Below are 18,650 nucleotides of genomic sequence, written 5' to 3'. Positions count from 1 at the left end.
CATGACCACGACATCCGACCCCTCGCTCCTCGCGCATGCCCGCGCTCTCGACGCCGCCGATCCGCTGCGCGCCCACCTCGACGCGTTCGCCGAAGCCCCGGGCGTCACGGCCTACCTCGACGGCAACTCGCTCGGGCGTCCCCTGCGCGATGTCCCCGAGAAGATCGCCGCCTTCGTGCGGGACGACTGGGGCACGCGGCTGATCCGCTCGTGGGACGAGCAGTGGATGGCGCTGCCGATGGAGCTGGGCGACCGCATCGGACGGGTCGCTCTCGGCGCCGCCCCCGGCCAGACCGTCGTGGCCGATTCGACCAGCGTGCTGATCTACAAGCTCATGCGCGCCGCCGCGTCGGCCGATCCGGACCGCACCGAGCTCGTGATCGAGGCGGGCAACTTCCCCACCGACCGGTTCCTCGCCGAGGGGGTGGCCGTCGAGACCGGGATGACTCTGCGCTGGCTCGAACCCGACCCGGTGCACGGGGTGACCGTCGCCGACGTCGAGGCCGTCGTCTCCGCACGCACGGCGCTGGTGTCGCTGAGCCATGTCGACTACCGCTCGGGCGCCCTGGCCGACATGCCGGGCATCACGGCTGCCGCGCATGAGGCCGGAGCACTGATGATGTGGGATCTGTGCCACTCCGCCGGCGTGGTGCCGATGCAGCTCGACGAGTGGGGTGTCGACATGGCCGTCGGCTGCACCTACAAGTACTTGAACGGCGGGCCGGGCTCCCCCGCCTTCGCCTACCTCCGCCACGGACTGCAGGGTGTGCTGCGCCAGCCGATCCAGGGCTGGTGGAGCGCGGCCGACATCTTCGCGATGGGGCCGGAGTACGTACCATCGGGCGACATCCGCCAACTGCTCAGCGGCACGCCGCCGGTGACCTCGATGCTCGCGATGCAAGGCATGCTCGACCTCATCGAGCAGTCGACGGTCGAGGGAGTGCGGGCGAAGTCGCAGTCGCTGACCGATCTTGCGGTGCAGGCCTACGACGAGCTGCTCGCCCCTCTCGGCGTGCGACTGCTCAGCCCCCGCGACGCCGAGGTGCGCGGCGGTCATGTGACGATCGGCCACCCCGACTTCCGTGAGGTCACGCGGCGCCTGTGGGCGGACGGCATCATCCCCGACTTCCGGTTCCCGGATGGCATCCGCCTCGGCCTCTCCCCGCTCAGCACTTCGCACGTCGAGACGGTCACCGGCGTTCTCGCGGTGCGTGACGCGATGGAGTCCGGTGACCTCTGACCCCGCCGTCGCCCCCGTGCTCGACGACATCGATGCGCGCCCCGGCAGCACCGCCTCGCTGCTGCGGACGTTCATCGGCGTCTTCCTGCGCCCGCTCGGCGGATGGATCTCGACGGCCGACCTGGTCGCTTTCGCCGGCGACCTGGGCATCGAAGCGGCACAGGCACGCACGGGTGTCGCCCGCCTCAAGCAGAAGGGCCTGCTGCTCGCCTCGCGCGAAGAGCAGATCGGCTATCGCCTCAATCCCGCAGCCACCGGGATGCTGGAACGTGGGGATCGACGCATCTTCGAGATGCGGGAGATGACGGATGCCGACACCTGGTGCCTGGTGTCGTTCTCGATCCCCGAGAGCGCACGGAGCGTACGCCACCAGTTGCGTCGACGGCTGCAGTGGATCGGCGCGGGTGTCGTATCGCCGGCGCTGTGGATCTGTCCCGGCCACCTTCAGGCGGAGGTGGAGCAGATCCTCCAGGAACTCGACGTGCGCGGCTGGGCGACGCTGTTCCCGACATCCGTGCCCCTGCCCGCCGGCACGCTGATCGAGGCCGCGGCGCAGTGGTGGGACCTGGAGGCGCTGCGCGGGGAGCACCTCGCTTTCCAGGGCGCGCTCGCGACGCTGCCCGCCGAGCCGTTCGCCGCGTACGTGCAGCTGATCGACCGTTGGCGGGTGCTGCCGTACACCGACCCGGGGCTTCCCCCCTCGATGCTGCCGACCGATTGGCCCGGTCGTCGCAGCTTCGACGAGTTCGCCCGTCGGTCGGCGGAACTGGCCGCACCCGCCTGGGCGCATGTGCGCGCCCGGATCGCCTAGTTCCGTCATCCACCCCGCCGTTCCGGTCGCACTTTCTGTCGCCTGCGCGCCTCGCGGGCGACAGGAAGTGCGACCGGAGCAATCCGAAGCCGGGATCGCCTAGCCCGCCTGCCCCGCGACCTCGGCGAGGAAGCCGGCCACGTGCTCCTGCAGTCGCAGGATGCGCAGGTCGCGCGCGAACTCGCGGTCGAACCCCTGGTAGGCCAGGGGCGGCAGGATGCGGACATTATGGTTGCAGCCGAACTCGGCGCAGGTGAGCACGCCCACGCTGTCGCCCTTGCGTCCGGCCGGCCCGGCCTTGCGCGCCACGTACAGCTGCACGTCGTTGCGGAGCGTGACGTCTTCGCACCATGAGCATTGCGCCCGCGCGATCACGCGCTGTTCGGCGCGCTGCAGGAAGACGCCGACCGGGGCGTCGTCGACCCAGCTGACGACGTAGGCCCGGCGGGGCATCCTCGGGTCAGCCCAGCCGAGGAAGTCGAGGCGATCGAAGTCGATCTCGGCGAAGCCGTGCGGCAGGGTCAGGTCGGAGACCTCCTTGCGGGAGGCGTTGAGGAAGGAGGCGCGGATGGCGCGCTCGTCGATGGGACGCATGAGAATGAGTGCTTTCGGGGTGGTCGCCGCGAGGGCGAGTCGATGGGAGGAAGGTCCCGGACGCGGATGCCGGGTACGTCACGACACCGGGGACGGGGGTTCCGCCTCCGGTGGGTCCTCAGCCTCTGTCTGCGGCGCGGAAGGCGCCTGCAGCTCCGTTCTGCGCCCCGTGGGCGCTCATCGACGACAGCACCCGGCGAGCTTACACCCGTTTGTTTCACTCCGTGTCGGCCCGCCTGGGCACAGCGCGACGGGCGTCTTAGTCTTTCCGGAACGTCCGAGCAGAAGGAGACCACCGTGTCCACGCCGCTGAACCGCCTTTCGCCCCTCCCGGTGCGTGAGCGTGCGGCGTGCATGTGCAGCCACGGCGGCCGGTGCTCCTCCTTCGCCCCCGGCCATGCTCTGCACCTCATCCAGGCACGCATCGCCTCGGCGACGCCCACGGAGTGGATCGACGCCCTGGTCGAGTCTGCCGACGCGGTATCGGGAGACCTCGTGGTGCGCACGCTCGACGGCGAAGCGCACGTTCTGTGGAACGGCTCCGGCGCTGCGCTCGAAGCCGCCCCGGGCACCCCCGTCGCACTCCACGCGCGCTACGGCGTGCTGGCCGTCGGCGGCACGCAGTTCAACGTCGCAGCCGTCTGATCGCGCCCTGAGCCCGCCCCCGGTTCAGGCGTTCAGGTTCAGGCGTTCCGGTTCAGGCGCTCGCCATCAGCATGTCCTTCATGGCGGTGCAGGCATCCATGCAGGCCTGGCACGCCTGAGCGCACATCCGGCAGACGTCGCTCTCGTCGGCATGCCGCGCGCACGCGTCCATGCACGTCCTGCACATCGCGATGCAGGCGTTCAGCATCGCCATCATCGACGCCGGGGTCATGCCCTGCATCCGCATCATCGACCGCATCATGGTGTTGCACATGTCGGCGCAGTTCATGCACGCCGGTGAACAGTCCATCATCTGCGTCGAGCACACCGTGCAGGCCTGCTCGCAGGCGGCGCACGCATCCATGCACGCCTGCATGACGGCCATGTCCATCATCTGCATGTCGGGCATCGACTCCATGTTCTTCGACATGGCGCCCATCATCATCGAGTCCATCGAACACCGCTTCCTTGGTCGAGGTCCGCGGGCAGGACCACCCGCCTGGCGCCAGGCTAGTCCTTCCCGGTGCATGAGTCGATGGGCGCCGAACGTTGTCATGGTGCGAGCCGATTGTCAATCCCGTGGCCGCTTCTCCGCAGGAGTGAGAGTGTCGGAAGCAATCGATCCGCCTACGAGAGGAGCCGCACATGAGTGCCGCAGACGACATCAAGAACGCCGCCGAGAAGGCCGCCGGAAAGGTCAAGGAAGGCGTCGGAAAGCTCACCGACAACGAGAAGCTCGAAGCCGAGGGCAAGGCGGATCAGGTCAAGGCCTCCGCCAAGCAGGCCGGCGAGAACGTGAAGGACGCCGCGGGCAAGGCCGGCGACAGCGTCCGGGACGCGTTCGAGAAGTAAGACGCCCCACACACCGAAGAGGTGAGGCCCGCCGAACGGCGGGCCTCACCTCGATGGGGCAGACGTGTGGAGTCGTCAGACCTTGCGGCTGCCGCTGATCGCTCGGATCAACCAGGCGATCACAGCGATCGCGAGGAGGACGAGCCCGACCCACAGGAGGAACTGGAGCGACTGCACCAGTCCTCCGGTGATCGCAAGGATCACTGCGACGACGATGACGATGATCAGGAGGATGTTCATCGGTCTTTCCCTTCTTTCGGCAGGCGCGAACGCCCGACTGTGGTGCCTCCACGCTAGCCGTGGGAAGCGTTATGCCCGAGGGGGTTGACTTACCCCCTCCGAGTGCGCGAAGGAGACGAGCACATGCCAGGAAGACGCGACAACTCGCTGAAGGATCCCGAGCTGTACGAAGAGCTGAGGAAAGACGGCGCCTCGAAGGAGAAGGCCGCGCGCATCTCGAACGCCGCGGCGAAAGAGGGGCGCAGTGCCGTGGGGCGCCGCGGCGGCGAACACGGAGACTACGAGGATTGGACCGTGCCGGAGCTGCGCGCGCGTGCGAAGGAACTCGGTCTGACCGGCTACAGCGGCAAGCGGAAATCCGAGTTGATCTCCGCGCTCAGGAATCACTGAGGCCGCGGATGGCGCGCTTCGGCATCGAGGAGGAGTTCCTCTTCCTGGATGCGCACTCGCTGGTGCCCGTGACGCTCACCGCCGGCACTCGCGAGCGCATCACGCGCCTCAGGACGGGCGGAGAAGTGACGAGAGAGTACCTGACCTCGCAGATCGAGTGCCTCACCGAGCCGGTCACGACCGCGACGGACGCTGAAGCGCAGCTGGCCCATCTGCGCGGCCTCATCGGATGGCACGCCCAGGATCAGCATGCCATCGCCGCCGGCACCGGCACCCCGTTCGCCTCGACCCGGTCCTCCGCCGTATCGCCCTCGCCGCACTACGACGACGTCGCGTCGCAGCTCGGACATCTCACGCGCGACCACGAGGTCAACGGGCTGCACGTGCACGTCGAGGTCACCGACGACGAGGAGCGGGTCCGCGCCCTGAACCGGGTGCGCGGCTGGCTCCCCGTGCTGCTGGCGCTCACCGGGAACAGCCCGTTCGTGAACGGACGGGATTCCGACTTCGCCAGTTGGCGCAGCATCCTGATCCGTCGGCTGCCGTCGTCATGGGCCCCGCCATGCTTCCGCGACTACGACGACTATCGCTCAGGTGTGCAGCGTCTCATCGACGTCGGCGCGCTCACCGATGCGGCGTCGCTTTCATGGTCGGCCCGGATATCGGAGCGGTACCCGACCGTCGAGGTCCGGGTCTTCGACGCCCAACTGACGGCCGAGGACTCGGTGTCCGCCGCGCTCCTCTCCCGCGCACTCGTGCTCACCACCGATCTGCCGCTCGCCGACATCGGTGTCGACGGCATCGACGCCTCTCTGTGGACGGCGGCCCGTCGAGGGATGGACGCACGCCTGCTCGATCCGACGACCGGCGAGGCCGAAGACGCCTGGAAGCTCGCCGACCGCATGCTGTCCGCGATCGCTCCCACGCTCCGCGAACTCGGCGACGAGGATCGGGTCCGCGATGGCATCGATCGGCTGCGCACCGACGGGTCCGGTGCGCAGCGCCAGCGCCGCGCCGTCGCCGAGGGCGGGACGCGTGCCCTCGGCGATCTTCTCCGCGCAGGGACAGCCGCACCGCTTCCCGCCCCCGCAGAGCAGCCGGCCTCCGCACCGACCACCTGATCTTCGCCGACCTGATCTTCACCCGCCCCGATCTTCGCCGGCCCCGATCTTCGCCGGCCCCGACGTCCGATGACGGCGGTATGGTCGGCCTGTGGCCTCCTTCGCCCCGCTCCAGCGCCTCGTGATCTCGATCGCGGTGCTCGCGTCGTTCGTGACGTTCCTCGACGGCACGGTCGTCAACGTGGCGCTGCCCGCGATCAGTCGCGAACTCGGAGGCGGCATCACCACCCAGCAGTGGGTCGTCGACGCCTATCTGATCACTCTGAGTGCCCTGATCCTGCTGGCCGGATCGGTGTCGGACGCCTACGGCCGGGTGCTGGTGATGCGTATCGGGCTGATCGCCTTCGGCGTGGCATCCATCGCCGTGGCCGCGGCATTCGATCCACTCGTCCTGATCATCGCCAGGGCCGCGCAGGGGGCCGCGGGTGCGCTGCTGGTGCCGAGCTCGCTCGCACTGATCACCGCGACCATGCGCTCCGATGTGCAGTCGAGGGCGATCGGCGTCTGGACGGCGTTCACCACGGGAGCACAGCTGGTCGGTCCACTGCTGGGCGGATTGTTCGTCGACTACCTGTCCTGGCGCTTCGTCTTCCTCATCAACGTGATCCCGATCGGCATCACTCTCCTCCTGCTCTCCCGTCTTCGTCTGCCCGAGCATCCCCGTGGCATCACGGTCGACTGGTGGAGCGGGGCGCTGTGCGCGGTCGGACTCGGCGCCGTGGTCTTCGCACTCATCGAACAGCCGAATCTGGGGTGGCAGTCGCCCGCGATCTGGATTCCGGCCGTGGCCGGCGCCGCCCTGTTCGCCCTGTTCCTGTGGCGTCAGCAGCATTCGGCGTCGCCCCTCATGCCCCTGTGGCTGTTCCGGGTGCGCGACTTCGGCTGGGGCAACCTCGCCACCTTCTTCGTGTATGCGGCCCTGTCGCTCAACGGCTTCGTGGTCGGCGTCTACCTGCAGCAGGGGGCGGGCCTCAGCGCGACCGCCGCGGGATTGGCCAGCCTGCCCATGACCATCCTGATGATCCTCGTCAGCTCGCGCGCGGGCCAGTGGGCCGGTCGGTGGGGACCGCGCATCTTCATGACGATCGGACCGCTGCTCATGGCCGTCGGCGCCCTCATGCTGCTTCTCGTCTCGGCCGACTTCGACTACTGGTGGCAGGTGCTGCCGGCGATGATCGTGATGGGCCTCGGGCTCTCGCTCACGGTCGCTCCGCTCACGGCCGCGATCCTCGGAGCGATCGACGAGAACCACTCGGGTATCGCCTCCGCCGTCAACAACGCCGTCTCGCGTGTCGCCGGGCTGCTCGTGGTGGCGATGCTGTCGACGATCGTCGGCGGTGCGCTCGACCTCGACGGGTTCCACAGCGCGGCATGGGTCACGGCGACGCTGCTCGTGATCGGCGGCGTGGTGTCGTGGATCGGCATCCGCCGCAATCCGGCCGAACCGGCACCCGCCGACGCCGCCGCGACCGGCCCCGTGCCGCGATGACCGTGGCCGCACTCGCGCGAGGCCGATGGGCCGGTCTGATCGTCGTCGGAGCGCTCGCGCTGACGGCCTGCTCCCCCGCGCCGGCGCATTCGCCTTCGTCGGGCGTCACCCTTCCGCCCTCCGGCGCGGTGCCCGACTACCAGCTGGGTGGAGCCTACGCACCGGACCCCGAGGTCGGCATCGTCGGGCGGGACCGGAGCGCCGAGCCCGTACCCGGCGTGTACTCGATCTGCTACGTGAACGGCTTCCAGACGCAGCCGGGCGAACTCGCAGACTGGCCGCGCGATCTGCTGCTCCAGCGCGGGGGCGAGGTCGTGTTCGATCCGGACTGGCCGGACGAGGCGCTGCTCGACACCTCGACCGCGGAGCATCGAGACAGGATCTCCGAGACGGTGAAGCCCTGGATCGACGAATGCGCGGATGCCGGCTTCGACGCGGTGGAATTCGACAACCTCGACTCGTACTCACGGTCCGATGGTTCCCTCTCGTTCGACGACAACCGGGCACTGGCCTCGCTCCTCGTCGATGCCGCCCACACCGCGGGACTCGCCGCCGGGCAGAAGAACGCCGCCGAGGACGCGGCTCCGCTCCGCGCGCGGGCCGATTTCGACTTCGCCGTCACCGAGGAATGCGCCGCGTATGAGGAGTGCGAGGCCTACACGTCGGTCTACGGCGACCACGTCATCGACATCGAGTACGCCGACGAGCTCCCGCGGTCCTTCGCCGAGATGTGCGACGACGACGCCTCTCCCGCCGCGATGGTGCTCCGCGACCGCGACCTCGTCACCCCGGACGACGGCGCCTACGTGTTCGAGACCTGCGGCTGAGCGATCCGGCTGCTCAGAGACCGTCGTCCTCGTGCCAGTGCTCCTGCCAGCGCCAGTCGATCGGCTCGGATGCCCGCTGATAGCGGATGTCGGTGGAGAGACGGATACGCCCCTGCGGGTCGACGTTGTCGGTGCTGGCGTGCACCACGTACGACGAATGGACCATCACGTCGCCGGCCCGGTAGTCGGCGAGCAGCCACCGCGCATCGTGCGCCTCGGCGAGAGCGGGGAGGTCGGCCGTGATCGACGCAGCCGGGGGCCTGTCACCGCGCTCCCGCTCGGCGGCGAGGGCCCAGTGGTGGCTGCCTTCGAGATAGGTGAGACCGCCCTGCTCGACGGGACAGTCTCCCAGGGGGATCCACATCGAGAGCACGCGCTCGCTTCCCTCGCGCAGATAGACGAGGTCGTAGTGTGCCTGTGTGGCGGTGCCGATGCCCGATTCGCCCGGACGGATGTGGCGGATGATCTTGCGCCGGTGCAGGTGCACGTCATCGCCGAGGAACCATTCGAACCACCCGCGGATGTCGGGGTGTCCGGTCAGCGCCGCGTATCGCTCCCCCGGAACGATCTCCTCGAACAGGGCGGCGCGGATCTTCGCCCTGTCGATCTCTCCCTGCGCGCCGATGCCGACGGCGGGATCGGAACCGTGCTCCGTGATCCCGGTGTCCGCCATCGCCGTGAAGTAGTACTCGCGGAACGAGGCGACCAGCTGCGGATCGAGCTGCTGCGGCAGATAGAGATAGCCGTCGCGACGCAACCGATCCCACAGCGCATCCTTGTCGCTGCGAATGGCGTCCGGCACGGGCTCCATCCTGCCCAGGCGGGACGGAGAATCGTCGAGGGTGTATCCGTTGGAGGTGAGCATGACTCCAGCGTCGGCGACACTTGGACTTCCGTCCATGGACTTTTCCGCCGGATCATTGGACTATCCGCGATGAACCGACCGCGACTTGGAGTATTCAGTCGAAGCGCGATCGGGCCTGCTGCCGGCGGAACGCCGATGGCGCGACCCCCGTGCGCCGCCGGAAGAGTCGGGAGAAATAGGCCGCGTCCTCGTAGCCGATCTGCGCGGCGATCTGGCCCACATCGAGCCTGGTCTCCGCCAGGAGCGACTGGGCCTGCGCGATGCGCACCTCGATGACCAGATCGTTCACTGTGAGCCCGGTCGCGGAACGCACGGCATCCCCCAGCTCGCGCGCGGTGAGCCCGACGGCGGCTGCCCGCTCGGCGACCGAGAGGGTCCGGGTCGCACCACGAGTGACGAGGTCGACGATGGTGGCACCGGCCGCCGCCCCTTCCGCCGGATCCGCGGCATCGAGGATGGCGAGCAGGAGCCGTTGCGTCGCGACCGATGCGGCGATCTCCGCCCGCGCCCCCACCGCGGCGACAGCCACGCAGAGCTCACGGAAGATCGCATCCGCGTCTTCGACCGGACGGAGGAGTTTCTGCACCGGCCGGTGACGCCCTCCCAGTCCGGTCGTCTCGAATGCCGCGAAGGGCTCGCCCTCGAACAGCACCCAGTGCTCCGACCACCCCCGGGCGTCGGAGCCGTATCCGTGACGGACTCCGGGCGTGAGCCAGATCACCGCCGGGCCCTCCACCGGCACCTGCAGGCCGCGCGGCTCGTACTCCTCGTAGGTGCCGCGCCCTTCGGAGATGTAGACGAGGCCGCGGGTCGGGAGTGCCCGCTGACGGAAAGGCGGCTGCAGGCCCGCCTGTTCCCCGGCTCCATGGCACGAGATCAGGAATCGTCGCATCGCATGGCGCGGTGAGGCGTAGTGGGACCAGGAGGCCGTCGGCGTCATCGACGTCAGCCTACTGCCGCGCCCGCAGTCCACCCCGCGCATCGCTCCGGCAGCTCCCGCGCGTGGCTCACGGAAGAGCCCACGTCAAGTCCCTGGCCGGATCCCACCGTTCCGCGCAGGATACGGAGTGTCCGCATCGATTGGGAGCTCGACACATGACCTCATCCGCCCCGGCAACCGCCCCGGCATCCGCACCAGCCCTGGCATTCTCCGACAGAGGGCCGGTGAGCCGCGCCGTGATCGCGCATCTCACCGGCGCGGAAGACGCCGGCGACCACACCACCCTCGCCGAGGAGGTCGTCGCGGCGAGCGCCGACGTCGTCCGCGACGACGACGTCCAGCTCGCCCTGTTCGTGCTCTACGCCTCCGCCTACGGATCGCTCCCGCAGCTCGATCCCGATCGGGAGTGGGATCCCGCGCTCCTCGCGACCCGGCGCCTGCTCGAAGAGGCCTTCGAGGGCGAGTTGCGCGCGAAGGTGCCGATGCCTGACCTCCCGGAGCCGACGGTGGATGCCGTCGGTCGAGCGCTCTTCGCGCTCGCGGGCGCCGATTCCGGACCGAGTCTCTCGCGGTACTTCGCGAAGAAGGCCACCGAGGCGCAGGCGCAGGAGATGCTCATCCAGCGTTCGGCCTACACACTGCGCGAGGCGGACCCGCACTCCTGGGCGATTCCTCGATTGGACGGACGCGCCAAGGCGGCGCTCGTCGAGATCCAGTCCGACGAGTACGGCGGCGGACGCCCGCATCGCGTGCATGCCACCCTCTTCGCGCGAGCGATGCGTGCGGCCGGTCTCGATGACACCTACGGCGCATACATCGACGATCTGCCCGCCGTCACGCTCGCGTCACTCAACATGATGTCGATGTTCGGACTCAATCGCCGCCTGGTCGGTTCGATCGTCGGACACCTGGCCGCCTACGAGATGACCTCGTCGATTCCCTGCCGCCTGTACGCCGACGGTCTGCGCCGGCTGGGGTTCGCCCCCGATGTCACCGAGTACTTCGACGAGCACGTCGAGGCCGACGCGGTGCACGAGCAGATCGCCGCCCGAGACCTCGCCGGCAGCCTCGCCGAGGACCGCCCGGAGCTCCTGCCCGACATCATGTTCGGTGCCGCCGCCGGCCTCACGATGGACGGGTGGGGCGGGGCGCACATCCTGGAGTCCTGGTCCGCGGGTGCCTCATCCCTCCGCGAACGGACACCGTCGTGAGCGGCGAGGAGCGCGCGACGATCACGCCTTACCCCGACGGCCCGCTGCTCGTGCGGGGTGAGATCGATCTGCGCACGGCCGACGGCGAGCGGATCGCACCGCACCGCCGCACGGTCGCACTGTGCCGCTGCGGCCTCTCGGCGCTCAAGCCCTTCTGCGACGGCACCCACAAGGCGGCGGGCTTCCGCACCGACGACTGAGGCTGCCTCCGCGGCTCGGCGCCAGCGCGTCATCGCGTCATCGCGTCAAGAGCGGATCGATACCCACCGCCAGGAACAGCACCGCGAGATAGACGATCGACGCGCGGAAGACGAGCATGGGGCGCAGCTCCGCACCGCGCCGGTCGCGCACGCGCATGCGGTACGCAGAGAAGAGGAAACCCGCCCCCGCGGCGAGTGCCGTCATCACGTACAGTCCACTGACCTCGGCGACGAACGGGAGTGCCAGTGAGCACACGACCGTCGCCACGGCGAACCCGATCACCCTGACGGCGACATAGGCCGGGGCGCGCGTCGCACCGAGCATCGGCACTCCCGCACGCCGGTAGTCGTCCCGGTACCGGATCGAGAGCGGCCAGTAGTGCGCCGGAGTCCAGAAGAAGACCACGAGGAACAGCACGACGGCCGGCCATTCGATGCCGCCTCGCACCGCGCTCCAGCCGACGAGCACGGGAACGCACCCCGCGACACCGCCCCAGACCACGTTCTGCTCGGTGCGACGCTTCAGCAGCACCGTGTAGAACGCCACGTAGAGCACGAGTCCCGCTGTCGAGAGCGCAGCGGGCAACGGACCGACCAGGGTCAGCATCCACACGACGGAGCCCGCGCCGAGCACCCACGCGAAGGTCAGCCCAGCCCGCGGTGAGACGATGCCGGTGACCAGCGGACGCTGAGCCGTCCGTTCCATCAGCGCGTCGCTCTCCCGCTCGATGTACATGTTGAACGCACCGGCGGACCCGGCACTCAGCGCCCCGCCGACGAGCACCGCCGCCATCAGGCCCAGATCGGGCAGGCCATCGGCGGCGAACACCATGACCGGGATCGTGGTGACGAGGAGGAGCTCGAGGATGCGGGGCTTGGTGAGTTCGACGTACGCGCGCAGGGTCTGCAGCACGCGCGTTCAGCCCTCGGGCCAGTAGTAGCTGTCCGGGAGCGCGCGGGCTCCGAAGATCGCCTGCCCCACGCGCACGCAGGTCGCCCCCTCTTCGACGGCGATCTCGTAGTCGCCCGACATGCCCATCGACAGCTCGCCCGCACCGATCAGGTCGGGGGCGTCTTCTCTGGCCTGATCTCGCAGCGTGCGCAGCAGGGAGAAGCACTCACGTACGCGGGTGTCGTCGGGGGTGAGGATGGCGAGCGTCATCAGGCCCCGCACCCGCAGCGTCCCGTAGGAGGGAAGCGCCTCCAGGAATGCCGGGAGCTCTTCGGGGGGCATCCCGAACTTCGAGTCCTCGGCCGAGGTGTTCACCTGCACGAAGACATCGAGGCTGCGACCCGCGGCCTGGAGACGCCGATCGAGCGCCTCGGCGACGCGCAGCCGGTCGAGAGCCTGGAACTCCGCAGCGAATGCGGCGACATCTCTCGCCTTGTTGGTCTGCAGGTGTCCGATGATCGACCACGACACATCGAGGTCGGCGGTCTCGCCGTTCTTGCGCACCGCCTCCTGCACCTTGTTCTCGCCCAGCAGGCGCATACCCGACTGGATCGCGACCCGGACGCGATCGGTCGGAACGGTCTTGCTCACCGGCAGCAGCGTCACCTCGTCCGGGTCACGGCCCGCTCGGCGCGCCGCCGCGGCGATGCGTGCTTCCACGCCCGCGAGGTTGCGCCGGAAGTCCTCGACGGTGAACGCCGTGGGATAGCGGTCGTCGGAGCCGACCGGTGCTTCCATTTTTGACATAGGTCAAACTGTAACATAGTCTTAGGCCGAATCGACCGGGCGAGGTCCTTCGCTCGGCACCGCTCACCCAAGGAGCCGCCATGCCCTCGTCTCTCGTCCTCCCCGACGCGCCCGCCGCGCCTTCCCTCCTGACCGAGGTGCCCGGCCCGCGCAGCCGGTCGATCCACGAACGTCGCACGAGAACGGTCGCGCGCGGTGTCGGCAGCATTCTGCCGGTGTACATCGCGCACGCCGAGGGTCCCTGGGTGACCGATGTCGACGGCAACCGCTTCCTCGACCTGGGCAGTGGCATCGGCGTCACCACCATCGGGCACGGCAATCCGGCCGCGATCGCCGCCGCCGCCGCACAGCTCGAGCAGGTGACGCACACCCTCTTCACGGTGACCCCCTATGAGGGCTACGTGCGACTGGCGGAGCGCCTCGCCGAGAAGACGCCGGGCGACCATGAGAAGCGCTCGGTGTTCGTGAACTCCGGCGCGGAGGCCGTCGAGAACGCGGTCAAGATCGCTCGTCGATACACCGGTCGCCGCGCGGTCGCCGCCCTCGACCACGCCTTCCACGGGCGCACCAACCTCACACTCGCGATGAACCACAAGGCCGCGTACGGCACCGGGTTCGGGCCCTTCGCCCCCGACATCCACCGCGTGCCCAACTCGTACCCCTACCGCGATGGACTCACCGGCGCGCAGGCGGCGCAGCGGACGATCGCCCACCTCGAACAGCGCATCGGCACCGCCGACCTCGCCGCTCTGATCGCCGAACCCATCCAGGGCGAGGGCGGATTCGTGGTTCCTGCAGACGGATATCTCCCCGCCTTGCAGGAATGGTGCACGCGCAACGGCGTGGTGTTCATCGCCGATGAGATCCAGACGGGGCTCGGCCGCACGGGCACCTGGTTCGCGAGCGAGCACTTCGGCGTGATCCCCGATCTCGTGCTCACGGCGAAGGGCATCGCGGCCGGACTCCCGCTCGCCGGCGTCACCGGTCGCGCCGAGATCATGGATGCCCCCGACCCGGGTGGGCTCGGGGGCACCTTCGGCGGCAACCCGGTCTCCATCGCCGCCGCCCTCTCGGTCTTCGACGAGCTCGACCGCGGCGACTTCTTCGCGGAGGCTCTGCGCATCGGCGCACGCCTCCAGGACCATCTCGCCACCCTGGCCTCCCGCCACCCGTTGATCGGAGACGTCCGCGGGATCGGCGCGATGTACGCGTTCGAGCTGAGCGACCCCGACACGTCGCTGCCGGCAGCCGGGGCCGCGTCGGCGATCGCGGCCTACGCCGCCCAGCACGGCATCTTGCTGCTGACCGCGGGCAGCGACTCGAACGTCATCCGATTCCTGCCGACGCTCACGACCACCGACGATCAGATCGACATCGCCATGGACGTGATCGACCGCGCCCTGACGACGCTCGGCTGACGCTCTACCGGCACGTCAGCCGACCCCGCCGGCGGTGTCGACCACGAGGACGCCGTCCCGCCACCGAACCGCGCGGAGCCCTGCGACCACCACGTCGGGATCGCCGTCGGCCGATCCTGCTCCGACGCCGACGACGAATCCGGCACCCGCCGCGCGAGCCGAGCGGATCCCCGGGACCGAGTCCTCGAACACGATGCAGTCCTCGGCAGCACGCGCCAGCCGGTAGGCGCCGAGGAGGTACGGGTCGGGTTCCGGCTTGCCGCGAGGCACGTCCTCCGCCGCAACCAGGGTCGGAGGCCGTGGCACGTGGGAGCTCTGCAACCGGGCCAGCGCCACGGCGCGATTGCTGCTCGTCACGACCGCCCAGACATCACGCGGCAACGACCCCACGAGGCGTGCGGCACCGGGGATCGCTCTCGTATGCACGGCCGCCTCGATCTCGAGGGCGACCAGTTCTGCAGTCGCGGCCGCGGCATCCGGGCCCACCAGACCCGCGACGACTTCACTCGGCCTCATGCCATGCGGCGCATCCCGGAGGAAGTCGAACGACGGGGCGTGCCGACGTGCCCAAGCCTCCCAGGCGGGAGCCGCCGACGCGACCGAGTCCACCAGGACGCCATCGCAGTCGAACAGCACGCCGGCGCGTTCGAACTCCCAGGAATCTCCGCTTCGCACATGTGATAATTTTGGCATAGGCCAAAACTATCATCGGCACGGGGGGACCGCGCCACGGAGGGGACCACCATGCCAACGAGGATCGCCGTCAACGGGCTCGGCCGGATCGGCCGCAACCAGCTCCGCCTGCTGCTCGCCCGCCGCTCGGAGCTCGAGCTCGTCGCGGTGAACGATCCGCGCGGGCCCCGTGCTCTCGCCGAGCTGCTGCAGCGAGACGGTCACAGCGGTCCGTCGACCCGCGGCGTGCGGTTCGACGACAAGCACCTCTTCCTCAACGGCCACGCGATCCGCATGTTCACGGAACGCGATCCGCTGCGGCTTCCGTGGGCGGCACTCGGGATCGACATCGTGATCGAGTCCACGGGGGCCGAGACCCGGTCCGACGACGCGAGGAAGCATCTGACCGCAGGGGCCAGGAAGGTGATCATGACCGTTCCCACCGCGGGCGACGACGGCACGTTCATGCGTGGGGTCAACGAGCACACCTACGACCCGACCCGGCACCACGTCATCTCCAGCGCCTCCTGCACGACGAACTGCCTCGCCCCCGTGGCGAAGGTCTTCCATGAGGCTTTCGGCATCGACGCCGGCCTCATGACGACGATCCACGCCGACTCGACAGACCTTCTCCTGCAGGACATCCCGCACTCCGATCCACGATCCGCCGGAGGGAAGGGCACGAAGATCTCCGCCGGCGACACCGGGGCGGCGCTGGCCATCGGACGCGTGATCCCCGAACTCGAGGGCCGTCTCGACGGCTTCGCCCTGCGCGTCCCGGCGATCAGCGGTTCCATCACGCATCTCACGGTCACCGCTTCCCGTCCGGTCACGGTCGACGAGGTCAGAGCCGCTTATGAGACCGCCGCCGACGGCCCGCTGAAGGGCATCCTGCGCTGCGCCGACGACGAGATCGCCATCGCCGACACCGTCATCGATCCGCATTCGTCGATCCTCGATGCCGGGCTGATCCGGGTGATCGGGTCGCAGGTGAAGATCTCCGCCTGGTACGACGACGAGTGGGGGTACTCGCACCGTCTCACCGAGCTCGCCGAATACGTCGCAGAAAGGCTGCCCGCATGACGAACGCCACCCCGTGGGAGCGCACCGCGCTCGCCTTCCGGCACGTGCACTTCGAAGACCTGGGAAACATCGAACCGCTCCTGCGCGAACGCGGGTATCGCGTGCAGTACGTCGACCTCGGGATCGAGGCCATCGACATCGAGCGGGTGGATGACGCCGATCTCCTGGTCGTCTTGGGGGGTCCGATCGGCGTGCACGACGCCGACGGCTATCCGATGCTGCATGCGTCGAAGGAGGCCGTCTCCCATCGGCTCCGCTCCGGGCGGCCTCTGCTGGGGATCTGTCTCGGCGCGCAGCTGATCGCCGAGGCGCTGGGTGCCGAGGTGCGCCCGACCGGTGCGGTCGAGATCGGCTATGCACCGCTCGACCTCACCACGGAGGGCCTCGATTCGCCGTTGCGCCCGCTCGACGGCATGCCGGTGCTGCACTGGCACGGCGACGCCTTCACGATTCCCCCGAACGCCCGCCATCTCGCCTCTACGCCCGAGTTCCCGAACCAGGCTTTCAGCACTGACGCCGTGCTCGCCCTGCAGTTCCACCTCGAGGCCGACCACCGCACGATCGGACGCTGGCTGATCGGCCACGCGCACGAGCTGCACCACAACGGCATCGATCCGCGCATCATCCGCGAGGATGCCAGAGCCTACGGACCGAAGCTCGAAAAGGCGGCTCGTTCCACCATCGCCGCCTGGTTGGATGCGGTCGAGAAGCCGACTTCCCCCGCCTGACGCCGCCGCCTACGAGGCGCGCAGCACACACAGAAGCCGACCGTGCACGCAGAAGGGGCCGGGTCCACACGGACCCGGCCCCTTCTGCGTGGCGGCGTTCAGCTCGCGCGACGCAGCGCCACGCTCGGGAAGTCGATCGGGACATCCAGAGCGATGTTCACGTAGTTCGTGAACAGATTCAGCGCGACCTGTGCGATCGTCTCGACGATCTGCTCGTCGGTCCAGCCCTGCGCGCGCACGGCGTCGACGTCCGCCGAGGACACCTGGCCGCGTTCCTCGACGAGCTTCAGCGCGAAGGCGAGCAGTGCCGCCGTGCGCGGGTCGTCGGACTCACCGCTCTGCGCGGCGGTGAGCGTCTCGCGGCTGAGACCGGCCTTCTTGCCGAGGGCGGTGTGCGCTGCGAGGCAGTACTGGCACGAGTTTCGGTCGGCGACGGCGACGGCGATCTGCTCGCCGAGCGCCGCGCCGAGGGATCCTCCGCCGAAAGCACCGAATGCGCTCCACATGCTCGTGAGAGCAGCAGGAGAATTGGCGACGGCGCGGAACATGGCCGGCACGGCTCCGAAGGCGCCGGCGATCTGGTCGAGCTGCTCCTTGACGTTTCCGGTGGCGTTGTCGCGGTCGATGAGAGGGACGTTGGGCACGGGATGCTCCTTCGATGACGGGATGGGCCCGGATCCGGGCTCACTTCAGTCTTTCGAAACATATCGGACGATACGCACCAAAGAGTCTTGCTTTCATGACATATCGTCCACGATACTGAAGGTATGCCCGCCGTCGACCGTCTCTCTCCCCTGCTTGAACGCTTCCGCGTGCGGACCCGACTGTTCCACAACGGCCCCCTCTGCGGAACGACGGTCTTTCCGGCGAGCGGCGGCCACGGCTTCCTGCACGTCCTGCGCCGCGGCGAGATGGAGGTGACGCACCGCCGTGCGGACGGCAGTTCAGAGCGCGAGGTCATCACCCGACCGAGCCTGCTGTTCTTCCCCCGCCCTATCGACCACTCCTTCCTCAACGCACCGACCGATGAATCCGACTTCGCCTGCGCGACGCTCGACTTCGACGGCGGCGCCACGCACCCGCTGGTGCGCACTCTGCCGTCGTCGATCGTCCTGCCGCTCGACGAGGTCGAGACGCTCAGCCCCGCACTCGACCTGATGTTCTCCGAGGTCGACAACGTGCGGTGCGGTCGCCCCCTGGTGGCGGATCGCATGTTCGAGGTCGTGCTCATCCAGTTGTTGCGGTGGATGCTCGATCACGCCGAACGACTCGACCTCCCGCCAGGCTTGATACCCGGCCTCGCCGACGAGCGACTCGCCCCCGCACTGGTCGCGATGCACGAGGCCCCAGGAGAGTCCTGGAGCCTGGAGGCCCTCGCCCGCACCGCCACGATGTCGCGAAGCGCATTCGCCGCCCGCTTCAAAGAGGTGCTCGGGCGCTCCCCCGGCGACTATCTCACGGAGTGGCGGCTCACGATCGCCCAGGAGCAACTGCGCGCGGGCGTGCCCGTGAGCACCGTGGCGGCGGAACTGGGCTACGCCAGCTCATCGGCGTTCTCGCGGGTGTTCGCTCAGCGCATCGGGCACTCGCCTCGAGCGTGGCTGACGCTCGCCGCGTGATGATCG

The 18,650-nt window shown here is 69.1% G+C and carries 23 protein-coding genes; 14 read left to right on the top strand and 9 right to left on the bottom strand.

All coding sequences use genetic code 11. The features are described from left to right. The first annotated feature begins 1 nt into the window (after position 1). Positions 2-1,240 carry a kynureninase gene (locus tag ACLFA2_RS12180; RefSeq protein WP_426621382.1) on the top strand — a complete coding sequence of 413 codons (1,239 nt, stop codon included), beginning with the start codon at positions 2-4 and terminating at the stop codon, positions 1,238-1,240. Beyond that, positions 1,230-2,051, top strand: a complete 822-nt coding sequence (locus tag ACLFA2_RS12175) for a PaaX family transcriptional regulator (RefSeq protein WP_426621381.1) — start codon at positions 1,230-1,232, stop codon at positions 2,049-2,051. The genes ACLFA2_RS12180 and ACLFA2_RS12175 overlap by 11 nt, the downstream gene beginning before the upstream one ends. A 99-nt stretch (positions 2,052-2,150) precedes the next feature. Here ACLFA2_RS12175 and ACLFA2_RS12170 read toward each other — a convergent pair whose 3' ends face one another. Further along, positions 2,151-2,645, bottom strand: a complete 495-nt coding sequence (locus ACLFA2_RS12170; protein WP_426621380.1) for an FBP domain-containing protein — start codon at positions 2,643-2,645, stop codon at positions 2,151-2,153. 297 nt (positions 2,646-2,942) lie between these two features. Here ACLFA2_RS12170 and ACLFA2_RS12165 point away from each other — a divergent pair, with 297 nt between their 5' ends. Continuing rightward, complete coding sequence (locus tag ACLFA2_RS12165) at positions 2,943-3,290, top strand: hypothetical protein (protein ID WP_347123527.1); 348 nt, start codon at positions 2,943-2,945, stop codon at positions 3,288-3,290. Between the two features lie 52 nt (positions 3,291-3,342). Here the strand turns inward: ACLFA2_RS12165 and ACLFA2_RS12160 are convergent, their stop codons facing one another. Continuing rightward, positions 3,343-3,720 carry a hypothetical protein gene (locus ACLFA2_RS12160; protein ID WP_157749866.1) on the bottom strand — a complete coding sequence of 126 codons (378 nt, stop codon included), beginning with the start codon at positions 3,718-3,720 and terminating at the stop codon, positions 3,343-3,345. Positions 3,721-3,935: 215 nt separating this feature from the next. Here ACLFA2_RS12160 and ACLFA2_RS12155 point away from each other — a divergent pair, with 215 nt between their 5' ends. Next, complete coding sequence (locus ACLFA2_RS12155) at positions 3,936-4,142, top strand: CsbD family protein (protein ID WP_017829324.1); 207 nt, start codon at positions 3,936-3,938, stop codon at positions 4,140-4,142. Between the two features lie 75 nt (positions 4,143-4,217). Here ACLFA2_RS12155 and ACLFA2_RS12150 read toward each other — a convergent pair whose 3' ends face one another. Beyond that, positions 4,218-4,382 carry a hypothetical protein gene (locus tag ACLFA2_RS12150; RefSeq protein ID WP_017201713.1) on the bottom strand — a complete coding sequence of 55 codons (165 nt, stop codon included), beginning with the start codon at positions 4,380-4,382 and terminating at the stop codon, positions 4,218-4,220. Between the two features lie 123 nt (positions 4,383-4,505). On the opposite strand from ACLFA2_RS12150, the gene ACLFA2_RS12145 reads away from it, so the two are divergent. The 4 genes from ACLFA2_RS12145 (at position 4,506) to ACLFA2_RS12130 (ending at position 8,209) form a co-directional block, all read left to right on the top strand. Further along, the gene (locus ACLFA2_RS12145) at positions 4,506-4,772 is read left to right on the top strand and encodes a DUF7218 family protein (protein WP_021201234.1); all 267 of its coding nucleotides are present in this window, start codon (positions 4,506-4,508) and stop codon (positions 4,770-4,772) included. A gap of 8 nt (positions 4,773-4,780) precedes the next feature. Beyond that, entirely contained in the window at positions 4,781-5,893 is a 1,113-nt protein-coding gene (locus tag ACLFA2_RS12140; protein WP_347123532.1) for a carboxylate-amine ligase, read from the top strand. A gap of 91 nt (positions 5,894-5,984) precedes the next feature. Further along, positions 5,985-7,382 (top strand): MFS transporter, encoded by a 1,398-nt coding sequence (locus ACLFA2_RS12135; protein WP_347123534.1) that lies wholly within the window; start codon positions 5,985-5,987, stop codon positions 7,380-7,382. Next, positions 7,379-8,209 (top strand): endo alpha-1,4 polygalactosaminidase, encoded by an 831-nt coding sequence (locus ACLFA2_RS12130; protein ID WP_426621379.1) that lies wholly within the window; start codon positions 7,379-7,381, stop codon positions 8,207-8,209. The genes ACLFA2_RS12135 and ACLFA2_RS12130 overlap by 4 nt, the downstream gene beginning before the upstream one ends. A gap of 13 nt (positions 8,210-8,222) precedes the next feature. Here ACLFA2_RS12130 and ACLFA2_RS12125 read toward each other — a convergent pair whose 3' ends face one another. Both ACLFA2_RS12125 and ACLFA2_RS12120 read right to left on the bottom strand, forming a co-directional pair. Further along, complete coding sequence (locus ACLFA2_RS12125; protein ID WP_029259949.1) at positions 8,223-9,074, bottom strand: phytanoyl-CoA dioxygenase family protein; 852 nt, start codon at positions 9,072-9,074, stop codon at positions 8,223-8,225. Positions 9,075-9,168: 94 nt separating this feature from the next. Beyond that, complete coding sequence (locus ACLFA2_RS12120) at positions 9,169-10,014, bottom strand: helix-turn-helix domain-containing protein (protein WP_051668096.1); 846 nt, start codon at positions 10,012-10,014, stop codon at positions 9,169-9,171. A gap of 155 nt (positions 10,015-10,169) precedes the next feature. On the opposite strand from ACLFA2_RS12120, the gene ACLFA2_RS12115 reads away from it, so the two are divergent. Then, positions 10,170-11,225 carry an iron-containing redox enzyme family protein gene (locus tag ACLFA2_RS12115; RefSeq protein WP_426621378.1) on the top strand — a complete coding sequence of 352 codons (1,056 nt, stop codon included), beginning with the start codon at positions 10,170-10,172 and terminating at the stop codon, positions 11,223-11,225. Next, positions 11,222-11,425, top strand: a complete 204-nt coding sequence (locus tag ACLFA2_RS12110) for a CDGSH iron-sulfur domain-containing protein (protein ID WP_297555630.1) — start codon at positions 11,222-11,224, stop codon at positions 11,423-11,425. Before ACLFA2_RS12115 ends, ACLFA2_RS12110 begins: the two co-directional genes overlap by 4 nt. 37 nt (positions 11,426-11,462) lie before the next feature. On the opposite strand, the gene ACLFA2_RS12105 is transcribed toward ACLFA2_RS12110, so the two are convergent. Together ACLFA2_RS12105 and ACLFA2_RS12100 are read right to left on the bottom strand one after the other, a co-directional pair. Next, on the bottom strand, positions 11,463-12,338 hold the full coding sequence (locus ACLFA2_RS12105) for a heme o synthase (protein WP_426621377.1): 876 nt from the start codon (positions 12,336-12,338) through the stop codon (positions 11,463-11,465). A gap of 6 nt (positions 12,339-12,344) precedes the next feature. Continuing rightward, entirely contained in the window at positions 12,345-13,124 is a 780-nt protein-coding gene (locus tag ACLFA2_RS12100; RefSeq protein ID WP_051671164.1) for a YggS family pyridoxal phosphate-dependent enzyme, read from the bottom strand. 80 nt (positions 13,125-13,204) lie between these two features. Between ACLFA2_RS12100 and gabT the strand changes: the two genes are divergently transcribed. Then, a complete protein-coding gene (gene gabT / locus ACLFA2_RS12095) occupies positions 13,205-14,542 on the top strand; it encodes a 4-aminobutyrate--2-oxoglutarate transaminase (RefSeq protein ID WP_426621376.1) in 1,338 nt (445 codons plus the stop codon). Between the two features lie 15 nt (positions 14,543-14,557). On the opposite strand, the gene ACLFA2_RS12090 is transcribed toward gabT, so the two are convergent. Further along, positions 14,558-15,217, bottom strand: a complete 660-nt coding sequence (locus ACLFA2_RS12090; protein WP_426621375.1) for an HAD-IA family hydrolase — start codon at positions 15,215-15,217, stop codon at positions 14,558-14,560. 69 nt (positions 15,218-15,286) lie between these two features. On the opposite strand from ACLFA2_RS12090, the gene ACLFA2_RS12085 reads away from it, so the two are divergent. Next, a complete protein-coding gene (locus ACLFA2_RS12085; RefSeq protein ID WP_029267551.1) occupies positions 15,287-16,297 on the top strand; it encodes a type I glyceraldehyde-3-phosphate dehydrogenase in 1,011 nt (336 codons plus the stop codon). Beyond that, a complete protein-coding gene (locus tag ACLFA2_RS12080; protein ID WP_021201247.1) occupies positions 16,294-17,025 on the top strand; it encodes a glutamine amidotransferase in 732 nt (243 codons plus the stop codon). Before ACLFA2_RS12085 ends, ACLFA2_RS12080 begins: the two co-directional genes overlap by 4 nt. A gap of 98 nt (positions 17,026-17,123) precedes the next feature. Here ACLFA2_RS12080 and ACLFA2_RS12075 read toward each other — a convergent pair whose 3' ends face one another. Continuing rightward, complete coding sequence (locus ACLFA2_RS12075; protein WP_021201248.1) at positions 17,124-17,669, bottom strand: carboxymuconolactone decarboxylase family protein; 546 nt, start codon at positions 17,667-17,669, stop codon at positions 17,124-17,126. A gap of 123 nt (positions 17,670-17,792) precedes the next feature. Between ACLFA2_RS12075 and ACLFA2_RS12070 the strand changes: the two genes are divergently transcribed. Next, positions 17,793-18,644, top strand: a complete 852-nt coding sequence (locus ACLFA2_RS12070; RefSeq protein WP_426621374.1) for an AraC family transcriptional regulator — start codon at positions 17,793-17,795, stop codon at positions 18,642-18,644. Positions 18,645-18,650 lie beyond the last annotated feature (6 nt).

The sequence above is a fragment of the Microbacterium sp. As-52 genome, assembly GCF_049949185.1.
Lineage (GTDB): Bacteria > Actinomycetota > Actinomycetes > Actinomycetales > Microbacteriaceae > Microbacterium > Microbacterium maritypicum_A.
This window is presented reverse-complemented; position numbering and strand designations above follow the sequence as displayed.